Annotated in this window: 15 protein-coding genes and 2 tRNA genes; 8 read left to right on the forward strand and 9 right to left on the reverse strand. The window is 74.8% G+C overall.

All coding sequences use genetic code 11. The features are described 5' to 3' along the window. Window positions 1-76: 76 nt before the first annotated feature. Window positions 77-147, reverse strand: a tRNA-Cys gene (locus V6U82_RS31235). 34 nt (window positions 148-181) lie between these two features. Next, window positions 182-254: transfer RNA gene (locus V6U82_RS31240), tRNA-Gly, on the reverse strand. A 274-nt stretch (window positions 255-528) separates the two neighbouring features. On the opposite strand from V6U82_RS31240, the gene V6U82_RS31245 reads away from it, so the two are divergent. Further along, complete coding sequence (locus V6U82_RS31245; RefSeq protein ID WP_091420285.1) at window positions 529-1,131, forward strand: TetR/AcrR family transcriptional regulator; 603 nt, start codon at window positions 529-531, stop codon at window positions 1,129-1,131. A 128-nt stretch (window positions 1,132-1,259) separates the two neighbouring features. On the opposite strand, the gene V6U82_RS31250 is transcribed toward V6U82_RS31245, so the two are convergent. Then, entirely contained in the window at window positions 1,260-2,087 is an 828-nt protein-coding gene (locus tag V6U82_RS31250) for a hypothetical protein (protein WP_128138052.1), read from the reverse strand. Between the two features lie 189 nt (window positions 2,088-2,276). On the opposite strand from V6U82_RS31250, the gene V6U82_RS31255 reads away from it, so the two are divergent. The 4 genes from V6U82_RS31255 (at window position 2,277) to V6U82_RS31270 (ending at window position 5,938) form a co-directional block, all read left to right on the forward strand. Continuing rightward, window positions 2,277-2,945: a class I SAM-dependent methyltransferase gene (locus V6U82_RS31255; RefSeq protein WP_334467587.1), complete on the forward strand. Its 669-nt coding sequence runs from the start codon at window positions 2,277-2,279 to the stop codon at window positions 2,943-2,945. A 9-nt stretch (window positions 2,946-2,954) separates the two neighbouring features. Continuing rightward, a complete protein-coding gene (locus tag V6U82_RS31260; protein WP_334467588.1) occupies window positions 2,955-4,118 on the forward strand; it encodes a cytochrome P450 in 1,164 nt (387 codons plus the stop codon). 69 nt (window positions 4,119-4,187) lie between these two features. Further along, entirely contained in the window at window positions 4,188-5,120 is a 933-nt protein-coding gene (locus V6U82_RS31265) for an ABC transporter ATP-binding protein (RefSeq protein WP_334467590.1), read from the forward strand. Further along, window positions 5,117-5,938: an ABC transporter permease gene (locus tag V6U82_RS31270; RefSeq protein ID WP_334467592.1), complete on the forward strand. Its 822-nt coding sequence runs from the start codon at window positions 5,117-5,119 to the stop codon at window positions 5,936-5,938. The genes V6U82_RS31265 and V6U82_RS31270 overlap by 4 nt, the downstream gene beginning before the upstream one ends. A 15-nt stretch (window positions 5,939-5,953) precedes the next feature. Here the strand turns inward: V6U82_RS31270 and V6U82_RS31275 are convergent, their stop codons facing one another. From V6U82_RS31275 to V6U82_RS31290, 4 genes are read right to left on the reverse strand one after another with little or no spacing between them, the layout of a single operon-like run. Continuing rightward, window positions 5,954-6,631 carry a response regulator transcription factor gene (locus V6U82_RS31275; protein WP_334467594.1) on the reverse strand — a complete coding sequence of 226 codons (678 nt, stop codon included), beginning with the start codon at window positions 6,629-6,631 and terminating at the stop codon, window positions 5,954-5,956. Further along, on the reverse strand, window positions 6,628-8,136 hold the full coding sequence (locus V6U82_RS31280; RefSeq protein WP_334467596.1) for a sensor histidine kinase: 1,509 nt from the start codon (window positions 8,134-8,136) through the stop codon (window positions 6,628-6,630). The genes V6U82_RS31275 and V6U82_RS31280 overlap by 4 nt, the downstream gene beginning before the upstream one ends. 46 nt (window positions 8,137-8,182) lie before the next feature. Beyond that, entirely contained in the window at window positions 8,183-8,914 is a 732-nt protein-coding gene (bioD, locus tag V6U82_RS31285) for a dethiobiotin synthase (protein ID WP_334467598.1), read from the reverse strand. Next, a complete protein-coding gene (locus tag V6U82_RS31290) occupies window positions 8,911-10,047 on the reverse strand; it encodes an 8-amino-7-oxononanoate synthase (protein ID WP_334467600.1) in 1,137 nt (378 codons plus the stop codon). Before V6U82_RS31290 ends, bioD begins: the two co-directional genes overlap by 4 nt. Window positions 10,048-10,206: 159 nt before the next feature. Here V6U82_RS31290 and bioB point away from each other — a divergent pair, with 159 nt between their 5' ends. From bioB to V6U82_RS31305, 3 genes are read left to right on the forward strand one after another with little or no spacing between them, the layout of a single operon-like run. Continuing rightward, window positions 10,207-11,202, forward strand: coding sequence for a biotin synthase BioB (gene bioB, locus V6U82_RS31295; RefSeq protein WP_334467602.1), 996 nt, complete (start codon window positions 10,207-10,209; stop codon window positions 11,200-11,202). Window positions 11,203-11,209: 7 nt separating this feature from the next. Beyond that, window positions 11,210-11,428: a biotin synthase auxiliary protein BsaP gene (gene bsaP / locus V6U82_RS31300; RefSeq protein WP_334467604.1), complete on the forward strand. Its 219-nt coding sequence runs from the start codon at window positions 11,210-11,212 to the stop codon at window positions 11,426-11,428. A gap of 3 nt (window positions 11,429-11,431) precedes the next feature. Beyond that, window positions 11,432-11,938 (forward strand): GNAT family N-acetyltransferase, encoded by a 507-nt coding sequence (locus tag V6U82_RS31305; RefSeq protein ID WP_334467605.1) that lies wholly within the window; start codon window positions 11,432-11,434, stop codon window positions 11,936-11,938. A 1-nt stretch (window position 11,939) separates the two neighbouring features. On the opposite strand, the gene V6U82_RS31310 is transcribed toward V6U82_RS31305, so the two are convergent. Further along, the gene (locus V6U82_RS31310) at window positions 11,940-12,563 is read right to left on the reverse strand and encodes a DUF488 domain-containing protein (RefSeq protein WP_334467607.1); all 624 of its coding nucleotides are present in this window, start codon (window positions 12,561-12,563) and stop codon (window positions 11,940-11,942) included. Window positions 12,564-12,586: 23 nt separating this feature from the next. After that, a partial coding sequence (locus V6U82_RS31315; RefSeq protein WP_334467609.1) for a non-reducing end alpha-L-arabinofuranosidase family hydrolase occupies window positions 12,587-14,285 on the reverse strand: 1,699 nt, incomplete at its 5' end.

Genomic DNA, 14,285 nt, shown 5'->3' on the forward strand with positions numbered 1-14,285 from the left:
CTGGGTTTGAACCAGTGACCTCTTCCGTGTCAAGGAAGCGCGCTCCCACTGCGCCAATCGCCCTCGTCCAATGCCGAGGTGGAGACGGGATTTGAACCCGTGTACACGGCTTTGCAGGCCGTTGCCTCGCCTCTCGGCCACTCCACCGAGGTTGCCCCCGAACTGCGTGGCGGCATCTCCGAGCGGACGACGGGATTCGAACCCGCGACCCTCACCTTGGCAAGGTGATGCGCTACCAGCTGCGCTACGTCCGCACGCCCCCGGTGTTATCCGGTGACGGATGAGAACTTTAGCCGAGCCCGGGAACGGTTGCCAAATCGGGTCCCCTTCCGGCGCGTCCGGATGTCGCCGGCGCCCCACCCCGCAGGCTTCCTAGGAGCCTGGATGGTTGGCCTCCGAGGCCGGCGGGCAGGGCCGCGACCTGCGGAATCCGCTCGGCGAGCCGAGTGTCCGGCATCCGACTGTCCTGCCGCCGACCGGCCGCCTCGGTAACTCCCTGTGGTCATACGGATGGGTTACCGTAACGCCGTGACGAGACGAGCCGCCGAGATCCGCCTGGACGCGCTGCTGCGTACGGCCTGCGAGGTGATCGCGGAAAGAGGGCTCGCCAACACCCGCACCGCGGACGTGGCCGAGGCAGCCGGGGTCAGCCAGGCGCTCGTCTTCTACCACTTCGCGACGAAGGACCGTCTGCTCGCGCAGGCCTTCGCGTACGCGGTCGAGCAGGATCTGGCCCGCCTCGACGCGGTGCTGCGCTCCTCCGCCCCGCCGCTGGCGAAGCTGCGCCGGATGCTGCGCCTCTACGCACCGACCGGCCGGGCCACCTCCTGGTCGATGTGGATCGACGGCTGGGCGGAGTCGCTGCGCACCCCCGAGTTGGAGAAGCTCTCCCGCCGCCTCGACCTGCGGTGGCGGCAGGACCTGGCCGCGGTGATCACCGCCGGCGTCGCCGAGGGCACGTTCGACTGCCCCGACCCGGCCGGCGCGGCCTGGCGGATCAGCGCGGTGATGGACGGGCTGGCGGTTCAGCTCGCGGTGCACGAGCGGGTGATCACCCGCCGCCAGATCGCCGAGTGGATCCGCCTGGTGGCCGCCCGGGAGCTGGGCCTGGAGCCCAGCCAGCTCGACTGACCACCCGCACCCGCTCCCCCGTCCGCGCGGGCTCGCCCCGCGCCGTTGATCAAGGACTTCGTGTCCTGGAACGGCCCTGGCGGAGACACAAACTCCTTGATCACCGGGGAAGGCCCCGGGGCAGGGCGTCAGTGCCAGCGAGGACGGGGGCGTTCGAAGGGAGGCGGGAGTTCGGGGTCGGCGGACGGCCGCAGCAGGCGGCGCATCCGCAGCAGCAGACCGGCGCCGAGGAACAGCAGCAGCCCGCCGAGCAGGAACGCGGCCTGCACCAGGCCGAATCCGCCGCTGTCCGCCACCGGCCGCCCGGCCACGCCACCCGGCGCGGGAGGCTCCACCACCGCGGCGTCGGTCGGCTCGTCGGTGGGCTCCTCGTCGGGCGCCTCGGTGGGCGGCTCGCCGGTCGGCGTGTCAGTGGGTTCCGCGCTCGGCGAAGGCGTCGGTGACGCCGCCTCCTCCCCCACCACCTCACGGGAGGCGGTCCGCCGGGCCAGCAGCCGCAACTGCGGGTCGTACGCCTCGGCGGCGAAGCTCACCCGCCCGCGCCCGACGTCCTCGGCGAACGCCACCCGGTAGCGGGCGGTCACGGTACGGCCGGGGCAGAGCACACCCGGATCCAGTTGCCGGTCGGTGAGCCGGGCGGTGTCTCCCTCGGTGCGGATCTCCAGCGGGAACGATCCGCTGTCCTCCACCCGGTCCACCTTGAGCTGGTCCAGCCGCAGGCCCTGCACCCGCACCAGCATCGACCAGCGCACCTTGACACAGCCGCCCCCGTCGGAGCGGGACACCACGGCGGACAGCGTCTCCACCCGGTTCCCGGCGGTGAACTCGTCCGGCAGGCCGCTCAACTCGGTGGAGAAGGCCGCCGCCGCCCGCGCCGGCAGGGCTCCGCCGTACCCGGTCCCGGCCACGAAGGTCAGCACCAGTCCGATCCGTAGCGCGTGCCGCCACCCGCTCACCACGCCTCCTCACCTCGGTCGTGTCCACAGGCAACGCTAGGAGCGCGCCGGGCACGCCGGTAGACGGGCGTGTTCGCATCCAACGCCACAACACGGGGGCTGTTTCACCGAGCGTGGTGAACCGGTCACGACCGTGCCGCGACACGCCCGGGATGCGGGTACGGAACCGGGGTGGGACACAATTCTCCGGTGTCCGAGCTGTCCGCCGCGTTCGTCCGGCTGCACGCCCGCCTCGCCCCGGTGGCGTTCGTACCCGAGGTGCGGCTGCACCAGGCCGACGAGCCGATCGGTCTGTGGGAGCTGACCGAGGGCGAGTTCCGCAGCTCCCAGCCGCCGCCGTTCTGGGCGTTCGCCTGGGCCGGCGGGCAGGGCCTGGCCCGCTACGTCACCGACCACCCCGACCTGGTCGCCGGCCGCCGGGTGCTCGACCTGGCCTCCGGCTCCGGCCTGGTCGCCATCGCCGCCGCCCGCGCCGGGGCCGCCGCCGTCCGGGCGGTCGAGGTGGACGAGCGGGCCGTGGCCGCCGTCGCGCTCAACGCCGAGGCCAACGGGGTACGCGTCGACGCCGAACTCGGCGACATCCTCGACTCCGACGCGGGCGACGCCGAGGTGGTGCTGGCCGGGGACGTCTTCTACAGCGAGGCGATGGCCCGCCGCGTGCTGCGCTTCCTGCTCCGGGCCGCCCGCGCCGGTGCCCGGGTGCTGGTGGGCGACCCGGGCCGGGCGTTCCTGCCCCGCGAGCGCTTCCACGAGCTGGCCGCGTACGACGTGCCGGTGTCCGAGGCGCTGGAGAGCGTACGGGTGAAGCACACCACCGTCTGGGAGCTGGACCCGAACCCGCCCGGTGCCCGCCGCTAGCGTTACCGCGTGCTGTTCCGGGGCTGGGGGGAGTCCGTCGACGGACAGTGGCCCGACGTGGCCACGGTGGTCGACCACGTCGGCGTGCCGCACCTGGTGGTGACCCGGCACGCGCTCGTCCGCAAGGTGCTCACCGATCCGGTGACGTTCCGGCCGGACAACGCGCTCGACGCGGTCACCCCGATCCCGGTGGCCGCGCTGCGGGTGCTCGCCGGGCACCGGTTCCGGCTGCCGCCGACACTGGCGAACAACGGCGGCGCCGACCACCCGGAGATCCGGGGCATCGTCGCCGACGCGCTGCACCCGCACCGGGTGGACGCCCAGCGCCGGTGGCTGACCGGGCTGGTCCGGGAGCGGGTGGCCGGGCTGGCGGCGGAGCTGGACGCGGGCCGCCCGGTCGACCTGTACGCCGGGCTCGCCGCCGACCTGCCGCTGTTGGTGCTGGCCCGGCTGGTCGAGCTGCCGGACGCCCCGGTCGGCGCGGTGAAGGACTTCGCCCGCGCCGCGCTGGAGCTGTTCTGGGCGCCGCTGGACGCCGACCGGCAGCTCGCGCTGGCCGCCGAGGTGGGCCGGTTCCACACCGTGCTGCGGGAGTTCGCCGCCACCGGGGGCGGGCTCGCCGCGCGGCTGCGCGAGGCCGGGCACTCCCCCGACGTGGTGGTCGGGGCGCTGTTCTTCCTGCTGGTCGCCGGTCAGGAGACCACCTCGCAGTTCCTCACCCTGCTGCTGCACCGGCTGTCCGGCGAACCGGCGGTACGGGCCGGGCTGCGCGCCGGGGAGATCGACGTGGACGACGTGGTCGAGGAGGGGCTGCGGCTGGAGCCGCCGATCGTCACCTGGCGGCGGGTGGCAGCCGTCGACACCACGCTCGGCGAGGTCCCCGTACCGGCGGGCACCAGCGTGGTGGCGTGGCTGGCCCGCGCCGGGCGCGACCCGGACGTGGTCGGCGCGCCGGGCGAGTTCCGTCCCGGGCAGCCCGGCTCGCGGCGGCATCTGGCGTTCGGCGCCGGGCCGCACCGGTGCGTCGGCGCGCAGCTGGCCCGGATGGAGGCCGCCGTGGTGGTCGCCGAGGCGGCAGCGCTGCTCGACGGCGTGACGGTGGTGCGTCCGCCGTGGTGCCCGGACAACCTCACCTTCCGGATGCCGGACGCGTTCGTGGTCCGCCGCACCTGACGAAAGTCAGTGCGGGCCGCTGCCGTTCGACGGCGGTGCGGCGGCATCCCGGCTGAATAGCGTCGCCGCATGATCACACTTCGTGCGTTGACGAAACGGTTCGGCGACGTGACAGCCGTCGACGACCTGACCGTCGAGATCCGCCCCGGGCAGGTCACCGGGTTCCTCGGCCCGAACGGCGCCGGCAAGTCCACCACCATGCGGATGGTGCTCGGCCTGGACCGGCCCACCGCCGGGCAGGCCCTGGTCAACGGCCGGGACTACCGCACGTTGCGGCACCCGCTGCACGAGGTCGGCGCGCTGCTCGACGCCACCGGCGTGCACCCGGCCCGCTCCGGCGTGGCGCACCTGCGGTCGATGGCGCGCAGCAACGGCGTACCGGCCCGGCGGGTGACCGAGGTGCTCGACCTGGTCGGCCTGGACGCCCGCGCCGCCGGTAAGCCGGGCCGCGCGCTGTCGCTGGGCATGGGTCAGCGCCTCGGCATCGCGGGCGCGCTGCTCGGCGACCCGCCGGTGCTGCTGCTCGACGAGCCGGTCAACGGGCTCGACCCGGACGGCGTGCGGTGGATCCGGGGCTTCACCCGCCGCCTCGCCGACGAGGGACGCACCGTCCTCGTCTCCAGCCACCTGATGAGCGAGATGCAGCAGACCGCCGACCGGGTGGTGGTGCTGGGGCGCGGCCGGCTGGTCGCGGACGCGCCGCTGGCCGAGCTGATCGCCGCCCGGCCCGCCGCGTCGGTCCGGGTACGCGGGCCCGAGCCGGCCGCGCTCGCCGCGCTCGGCGACCGGCTCGCCGCCGAGGGCGCGACCGTCACCGCCGACGAGGGCGGGATGTCCGTCGCCGGCAGCACCGCCGGCCGCGTCGGCGACCTGGCGCACGAGATGGGGGTACGCCTGCACGAGCTGACCCCCGTCGCCCCCTCCCTGGAGGAGGCGTTCCTGGAGCTGACCGCCGACAGCGTGGAGTACGCCGCCGGCCCGACCCGAGGTGGAACCCGATGACCGCACAGTCCACGCTCGACCCGGCCCGGCGGACCGCCCGGCCCGCCCCCGCCGGACATCCGCTCGCCGGGGCGGTGGCCGCCGAGTGGACGAAACTCTGGTCGGTCCGCTCCACCTGGTGGACGCTGCTCGCGGCGGTGCTGACCATGGCGGCCACGAGCGGCCAGCTCGCGATCTACGCGCAGAACGCCAACACCGACGACGACCCGGCCAACAACCCGGGCGTGGTCGGCGTCGGCGAGATCGTGGCCGGGTCGCTGGAGCTGACCCAGTACGTCGTGCTGGCGCTCGGCCTGTTCGCGATCAGCAGCGAGTTCACCACCGGCACGATCCGCACCACGCTGCGGTGCACCCCGTCGCGGGGACGGGTGCTGGCGGCCAAGGCGATCGTGGTGGGCGCGGTGACGTTCGGCCTCGGGCTGCTGCTCGGCAGCGTCGGCGCGGTGACGGCCCGGCCGGTGCTGGGCGAGTGGGGTAGCGCCCCGCTGGGCGGCACCGTGACCGACGTGGTCGCCGCCGCGTTGTATCTGGCGCTCGCCGGTGTGCTGGCGCTCGGCCTGGCGGCGGCGCTGCGCGGCGCGGTACTGACCCTGACCGTGCTGTTCGCGCTGCTGATGATCGTGCCGCTGTCGTTGCAGGAGCCGGACATCACGGTGCTGACCCGGATCGCCGACGCGTTCCCCGGCGTGGCCGGCAACCACTTCCTGGCCGGGGACACCGAGCCGTACCCGGCGGCGGCAGGGCTGCTGGTGCTCGCCGCCTGGACCGCCGCCGCGCTGGTGCTGGGCCGGTGGGCACTGGCCCGGCGCGACGCCTGAGCGGGGCGGGGCTGGTCAGCCGGCGGGCGGGACCAGCCCCGCCTCGTACGCGAGGATCGCCGCCTGCACCCGGTTGCGCACGTCCAGCCGGGTGAAGATGCTGGTCAGATAGCTCTTCACGGTGCCCTCGACCAGGTGCAGCCGGCGGGCGATCTCGGCGTTCGACAGTCCCGCGCCGACCAGCGCCAGCACGTCGCGTTCCCGGTCGGTCAGCCCGGCCAGCCGGTCCCGCGCGTACGGGCCACGGGCCAGCCGGCCGCCGCTCAGCTCGATCACCCGGCGGGCCACCCGCGGCGACAGGTACGCCCCGCCGTCGGCCACCGCCCGCACCCCGGCCAGCAGTTCGCGCGGGTCACCGGACTTGAGCAGGAACCCGGCGGCGCCGTGGCCGAGCGCGCGGGCGATCAGGTCGTCGTCGCCGAACGTGGTGAGCATGACCGCCGCCGTCTCCGGCACCAGCCGGCGGATCTGCGCGGCGGCGCTGAGCCCGTCGCAGCGGGGCATCCGGATGTCCAGCAGCGCCACCCGGGGCCGGTACGCGCGGACCAGTTCCACCGCCGCGAGGCCGTCGCCCGCCTCACCGACCACCTCGATGCCGGGGTCGGCGGCCAGGATCGCCCGGACCCCGGCCCGGACCAGCGCCTCGTCGTCGGCGAGCACCACCCGCAGCGGGCGGTCGTGGTCGTCGCTCATGGTTCGATCTGCTCCTTGCTGACCAGCCGCCCGTCGGCGAAGCAGAGCCGCCAGGCCGCCTGGGCGAACGGGAAGTTGCCGTCGGTGTAGAACTCGCAGCCCGGCACCGCGCCGGTCGCGGGCGGGTCGGCCTGGCGGCGGGGCAGCCCGAGCGCGTCACGCGGCTCACCCAGCCGCAGCCGTTCGTAGCCGGCCCGGTCCAGCACGGCACCGGCCGTGGCGAGCGGGTAGTAGACGAGCGCCAGCACCAGTGCGAGCCCGGCGGGCGCGCCGATCGCGACGAGCAGGCTGCGCCGCAACCGCCGCCGGGCCTCCCGCAGCCGCCGGGCCGCGTCCCCGGGCTCACCCCGCCGGGGTACGCCGGCACCGGCGAGCGGGTCGGCGTCGCTGTCAGCAGATCGCGGAGCGGGCGCCCCGTCCAGCGGGACGCGGGCGGTGACCGTCCAGCCGCCGTCGCGGGGACCGGCGTCCAGGGTGCCGCCGGTGAGGCGTACCCGCTCGCGCAGCGCCAGCAACCCGGAGCCGTGCGACGGCGGCCCGGGCAGCGGACCGGCCGGCGGCGGCGCGTTCACCACCGCGACGGTCACCGCGCCGGCGTCGCGCGCCACGTCGACGGTGACCGGGGCGCCAGGGGCGTAGCGGGCGGCGTTGGTGAGCGCCTCCCGGACCACCCGGTGCACCGCGTGCGCGGGCAGCGGCGGCAGGTCCGCCTCGTCGGCGCGCAGGTCGATTGTCATCCCGGCGTCGCGCGCGCCGTCGACCACGTCGGCGACCGTCTCCCCCGGCGGCCGCAGTGTGCGTTCCTCACGCAGCACCCCGATCACGTCGTGCAGGCGTTCGGTGGCGGCGGCGACGCTCGCCCGCAGCTCACCGGCCGCCGCCCGGTGCGCCGGGGACAGGTCGGGCGCCAGTTCCAGCGCACCCGCCCGCAGCGCGATGAGGCTCAGGTCGTGGCCGAGCGAGTCGTGCATGTCCTGGGCGATGCGGGCCCGCTCGCGCAGGCGTACCCGCTCGACCTCGGCCCGGCGTTCGGCCTGGGCGTGCCGCAGCCCGGCGTCGGCGAGTGCGCGGTGCTGCCGCCGCAGCCGGCCCAGCAGCCAGGGGAACACCCCGGCGAACAGCAGCACGGAGGCGAGCAGGAACCAGGTGGACGGCTCGGTGCCGAGCAGCCCCAGGTTGAGCACCGAGCCGGTGACCGCGATGGCGGCGAAGACGGCTGCGGCCGGTGCGGCCCGGTCGCTGCGCCGCCCGGCCAGGTAGCCGAAGACCGGGATGGCGAACACCACGTTGCCGTCGACGAGCGAGCCCGCCACCACCGCGAGCACCGCGACCAGCGGCCACCGGCGCCCGATCCACACCGCCGTGCCGAGCAGCGCCAGCGCGGCGGCCAGCGGCGGCAGCTCGCCGATCTGCGGCGGGGTGAGCCGGCCGTACGCCACAGGCGCCGCGAGTACGGCCCAGAGCAGCAGGTCACCGGCCCGGCGTTGTCGTTCGCGGGGTTCCACGGCGGTCACGCTACCCACGCCCGGCCGGGCCGGGCACCGACGAAAGTCAGGTCTCCTCGGCCCAGGCCCGCCAGTCGTCGAGCACGCCGTACAGGGCGGGGGTCAGCCAGCCGGGCGCGGACCGGCGGAACACGCCCGGGTCCATCCCGCCCGCGCCGGCCGGCACCGCGCCGAGCAGGTTCGGCACCAGCTCGGACAGGTTGAGCCAGTGCACCAGCTCCGGTTCGGCCGGCCAGGCGCCGATCACCACGCCCGCCGGGACGGCCCGCCGGTCCAGCGCCTCCAGCGTCAGCGCGGTGTGGTTGAGCGTGCCGAGCCCGGCCCGCGCCACCACCACCGCGGGCGCGCCGAGCGACACCGCCAGGTCGGCCACCGTCCACGGCTCGCCGGACGGGCGCAGCCCCATCGGTACGAGCAGCCCGCCCGCGCCCTCGACCAGCACCAGGTCGTGCTTGTCGGCCTCCTCGCGGACGGCGTCGACCGCGTTGTACAGCTCCAGCGGCGGCAGCTCCGCCACCCGGGCCGCGGCCAGCGGGGCCAGCGGGTCGGGGTAGCTCGCCAGCGTCCGGCCGGTCAGCGGCGCGGCCAGCCGGGTCACCGAGTCGACGTCGCCGGGCTCGCCTGTCGCCGTACCCGTCTGGCCGGGCTTGACCACGGCGACCCGCAGGCCGGCCGCCTGCGCGGCGGCGGCGACGGCGGCGGTCACCACCGTCTTGCCGACCTCGGTGTCCGTGCCGGTCACCAGCACCGGCCCGGTCCAGGCGTCGCCGAGGCTCATGGCGCACACTCCACGATCACGTCCAGGGCCCGGTCGAAGTCGGCCCGGTCCACCCCGGCGCTGACGGTGAGCCGCAGCCGGGAGCGGCTGTCCGGCGTGGACGGGGGACGGAAGCAGCCGACCGCGACGCCCCGGTCCCGGCAGGCGGCGGCCCAGGCGGTCGCCTCCTGCGGGCCGGGCGCGGTCACCGAGATCACGGCGCCGTCCGGGGCGGACACGGACAGCCCGGCCCCGCCGAGCCGGCGCACCGCCGCGGCGACCCGGTCGGCCAGCTCGGCACGCAGCCCGTCACCGGTGCGGGCCAGGCGCACCGCGGCGCGGACCCCGGCCACCACGGCGGGCGGCGGCGCGGTGTCGAAGATGAACGTGCGGCCGGTCTCCACCAGGTGCCGGACGAACTCGGCCGGCCCGGCGACCACGCCGCCTGCCCCGCCGAGCGCCTTGGACAGCGTCGCGGTGACCACCACGTCGGGCGCGCCGGCCAGCCCGGCGGCGGCCACCCCGCCGGCCCCGGCCGGACCGGTGACGCCGAGCGCGTGCGCGTCGTCGACGAGCAGCAGCGCACCGTGGCGGCGGGCCACCGCGTGCAGCTCCGCGAGCGGGGCCAGGTCGCCGTCGACGGAGAAGACCGACTCGGTCACCACCACCGCCGGGCGGCCCGGCGCGGCGGCCAGCGCCGCGGCCACCGCCGCGACGTCGGCGTGCGGCGTCACGAGCGTCTCGGCGCCGGAGATCCGGCAGCCGTCGATCAGCGAGGCGTGGTTGTGGGCGTCGGAGACGAGCAGGGTACGCGGCTGCGTCAGCCCCCGGACGGCGGCGAGGTTGGCCAGGTAGCCGGAGGAGAACACCAGCGCCCGGTCGACGCCGAGCCAGCCGGCCAGGTCGTCCTCCAGGGCGTGGTGGGCGTCGGTGGACCCGCGCACCAGACGCGACCCGGTGGCGCCCAGCCCGTACCCGGACAGGGCCTCTGCTGCGGCGGCGGTGACCTCTGGGTGGGTGGCCAGGCCGAGGTAGTCGTTGCCGGCCAGGTCGACCACGGTGTCGTCGGCGGCCCGGGGGCGCAGCGTGCGGGTCAGCCCCGCCCGGGCCCGCAGCTCGGCGCGGCGGTCCAGGGCCGCCAGCCAGTCCGCCACCGTGCCGTCCCCTCCCGCCGACCACCCGCCCCGCCGGGCGCTTCCGCGGGGCGAAGTTACCACCCGCGCCGAGGGCCCCGGCGTGGCGCGGTCCCGGCTCGCCGGAGGGCCGGCGGCGGCGGTTTCCCGCGCTCACGGTGGCCTGTTAGGTTACGAGCCATGCCAGAGATCCTCGACCAGGCCCGCGAGCGGGTGCTGGGCAACGGCGTCGGCCTCGACGAGGCCGGCGTCCTCGCGGTGCTGAACCTGCCCGACGAGCACCTGCCCGCCGCGCTCCAGCTCGCCCACGAGGTCCGGATGCGCTGGTGCGGCCCGGAGGTCGAGGTCGAGGGCATCGTCTCGCTGAAGACCGGCGGCTGCCCCGAGGACTGCCACTTCTGCTCGCAGTCCGGCCTGTTCACCTCCCCGGTCCGCTCGGTCTGGCTGGACATCCCGGCGCTGGTGGAGGCCGCGAAGCAGACCGCCGCGACCGGGGCGACGGAGTTCTGCATCGTGGCCGCCGTGCGCGGCCCGGACGCCCGGCTGATGAAGCAGATGCGCGAGGGCGTCGCCGCCATCCGCGCCGAGGTCGACATCCAGGTCGCCGCCTCGCTCGGCATGCTCACCAAGGAGCAGGTCGACGAGCTGGTCGAGATGGGCGTGCACCGCTACAACCACAATCTGGAGACCTGCCGCTCCTACTTCCCGAACGTGGTCACCACGCACTCCTGGGAGGAGCGCTGGGAGACGCTGCGGATGGTCCGCGAGTCCGGCATGGAGGTCTGCTGCGGCGGCATCCTCGGTCTCGGCGAGACGGTCGAGCAGCGCGCCGAGTTCGCCGCCCAGCTCGCCGAGCTGGACCCGCACGAGGTGCCGCTGAACTTCCTCAACCCGCGCCCCGGCACGCCGCTCGGCGACCGCCCGGTGGTGGAGGGCAAGGACGCGCTGCGCGCCATCGCCGCGTTCCGGCTGGCCATGCCGCGCACCATCCTGCGGTACGCGGGCGGCCGCGAACTCACCCTCGGTGACCTCGGCACCCGCGACGGTCTGCTCGGCGGCATCAACGCGGTGATCGTCGGCAACTACCTGACCACGCTGGGCCGACCCGCGACGGCCGACCTGAAGCTGCTGGAAGACCTGAAGATGCCGGTGAAGGCGCTCTCGGCGACCCTGTGAGGCAGCGGTGACCGAATCCTCCCCCGCCACGGCGGCCCTCCCCGCCGCGCTCTGGTGCGACAGGTGCGGCGAGTCGGTGGCGGCCGGGCCGCACCCGGCGTGCGAGGCGGCGCGGACGTGGGAGCCACCGCGCTGGTGCGCGTCCTGCCGGCGGCGGATGAAGGTGCAGGTCGTACCGGCCGGCTGGTCGGCGGTCTGCGTCGAGCACGGCGAGCGGCGGGGCTGAGGCGTGCTGCGGGGGCGGGCGGTGACGCTGCGGCCGGTGACCGACGCCGACGTGCCCGCCCTGGCCGCGATCCGGGCCACCCCCGAGGTGCGCCGCTGGTGGCGCGGCGGGGACGACCTGGCCGCATCGGTGCGGGCCGACCTGGCCGACGACGCGGTGACGACCTACGCGGTCGAGCACGACGGCAGGCTGATCGGCGCGATCCAGTGGTACGCCGAGACCGACCCGGACTACCGCCACGCCAGCCTGGACATCTTCCTCGACCCGGCGGTACGCGGCTCGGGGCTGGGCGGCGACGCGATCCGCACGCTGGTCCGGCATCTGATCGACGAGTACGGTCACCACCGGTTCACCATCGACCCGGCGGCGGCGAACACGGCGGCGATCCGGGCGTACGCGAAGGTCGGGTTCCGCCCGGTGGGCATCATGCGCCGCTACGAGCGCGGCGCGGACGGGCGCTGGCACGACGCGCTGCTGATGGACCTGCTCGCCGAGGACCTGGCCGGCTGAGTCAGCCTTCCCAGAGCAGGTGCCCGTCGGGCAGGCGGCGGGCGCCCTCGGCGGGCCGGTGCGGGCTGAGCCGCCCGTCCGGCATGAGGTGCGACACCGGCACCTCGCGGCCGAGCACGGCGACGTCGGCGATCAGCCGCCGGTGGCAGCGCCACCAGACGCTCTCGCTGCACATCACCACGGTTCTCCGCAGCGCGGCATCGGCCAGCACCTCGTCCAGTGCGGCGTCGAAGTCGGGCGTGCGGGTGTACGCGGCGTACGCCCGGAAGGCGGCGACCGTCCACCAGGTGTCCGGTTCCGGCTCGCCGGCGCGGACATGCCGGCGGCCGCCGAGGCGCGGCTCCCAGCGGTAGTCGATGCCCCGTTCGGGCAGCCAGCGTTCGAGGGCCTCGCGGCGGACGTCCGGGTTGGTCCGGCTGGCCGGGTAGCGGCGCACGTCCACGACCAGGGCGACAGCCGCGCCGGCCAGCAGGTCCCCGAGCTGGTCACGGTGGGCGGCTCCGTGTCCGACGGTCAGCAGCATGCGCTCCACCGACCCAGCTTGCCCCGGGTCGCCGTCGTCCGCCCGCCGGCCGGGCCGGGCCACCGGAACGGGCGTGCCCGGCACCGTACGGGTGCCGGGCACGCCCTCCTCGAACTGTGTGACGGTCAGCGCTGGAGGGTCAGCACACCCGGCCGCCACGGCAGCAGGTTGTAGTCGCCGCCCGCACTGGGGTTCTTGCCCTGGTACAAGAACTGCAGATTGCAGGCGTCGACGGTCTTGGTCTGGTCGGGGTTGGTGCGGACCAGGTCACCGTGGCTGATGTCGTTGGTCCACGTCGCGCCGCTGTTGGCCTTGCCGGCGAACGGGTTGCTCTCGGTGGCGGCCTGCGGGGTCCACGAGCCGTTCAGGCTGCTGGACGTGAACGACCGGAAGTAGCGGCCCTGGCTCCCGATCGCCTCGACGATCATGAGGTACTGGTTCTGGCCCGCCACCTTGTAGACCTCGACGCCCTCGAACAGGTTGTTCGTCGAGTCGGTCATGATCGTCGTGTAGCTCGAACCGAAGCTGCCCGGGAAGTTCCCGAGCGGCATGCTCGACCGGTAGATCTTGCCGTTGTCCCCGGCGAAGAACAGGTACATGTTCTGGTCGTCACCGATCAGGGTCTGGTCGATGACGCCGTACGGGGCGTCCGGCAGGGTGGCGGTGGACAGCGTCTGCGCCGAGGACCAGCCGTTGGCGTTCGTCGGGTCGCTCGACGTCTTGTAGCTGAACGAGGTCGGTCCCCACTGGTACGCCAGCACCCAGATGTTCTTCGGCGCGAAGTACAGCAGCGTGGGCGCCACGGTGCCCTGGCTCATCCCGTTCTGGCCGGCCGAGGCCATGTCGGACCAGTTCGTGAACGGGGTGAAGTTCATCGAGCTGTACTGGCCGCTGCTGTTGACGTACGACCCGTAGACCAGGTGCTTGCCGTTGTGGACCACGTTGGTGAAGTCCTTGAGCGAGACCCAGCCGTTCTGCGGGTTGGCCAGCGCGCCGGTCGACGACCACCGGTAGGTCGACGGGAGCGCGCAGCCGCCCGGCGGCGGCGTCGTGGTCGGCGGCGGCGAGGACGGGGGCGGCGTGGTGCCGCCACCGAAGTCGGTCCGCCACTGCTGGTTGGTCTGCCCGTGGCAGTCGTACAGCTGGATCTGCTGGCCGTTGCCGGTGCCCCAGACGTCCAGGCACCGGCCGGACTGCACGCCGCTGATGGTGCCGTTGGAGTTGATGTTCCACTGCTGGTTCGACTGGCCGTTGCAGTCCCAGATGATGATTCCGGTGCCGTTCCCGGTGGCCGCGCCGTTCGCGTCGAGGCACTTGCTGCCGTAGACCATCAGCTGCTTGCTGGAGGTGTACGTCCACTGCTGGTCGGACTGACCGTTGCAGTCCCAGAGCTGGACGCGGGTGCCGTTGGTCTGGGTGGCGTTCGGTACGTCGACGCACCGGCCCGACTGGGCTCCGACGATCCGGCCGGCGCCACCGCTCGGCGGCGGTCCCGTGGTGGGGGTCGCGGTGGGCCCCGAGGTCGGGGCGGCGGCGTTGAGCGCGTTGAGGACCGAGGTGTACGCGGCCTTCTTGTTGCCGCTGCCGTCGAACAGCAGCGGGTTCTCGCCGGAGCGCCAGGAGTCGCTGTCGCGGACGCCCCACACGGTGATGCCGATGCACCGCGGGACGTTGATGCACGCCTGGGTCAGCCCGGCGTACTGGCTGGTCGAGGCATTGGTGACGTCCGCCTCGGTCAGCGCGACGTCCACGCCGAGCGCCGCGAAGTTCTGCAGCGTGGTCTGGAAGTTGCCGGGCAGCGAGCTGCCGCCGGTGAAGTGGGTC

The organism is Micromonospora sp. CPCC 205554 (genome assembly GCF_036902745.1).
Taxonomy (GTDB): domain Bacteria; phylum Actinomycetota; class Actinomycetes; order Mycobacteriales; family Micromonosporaceae; genus Micromonospora; species Micromonospora tulbaghiae.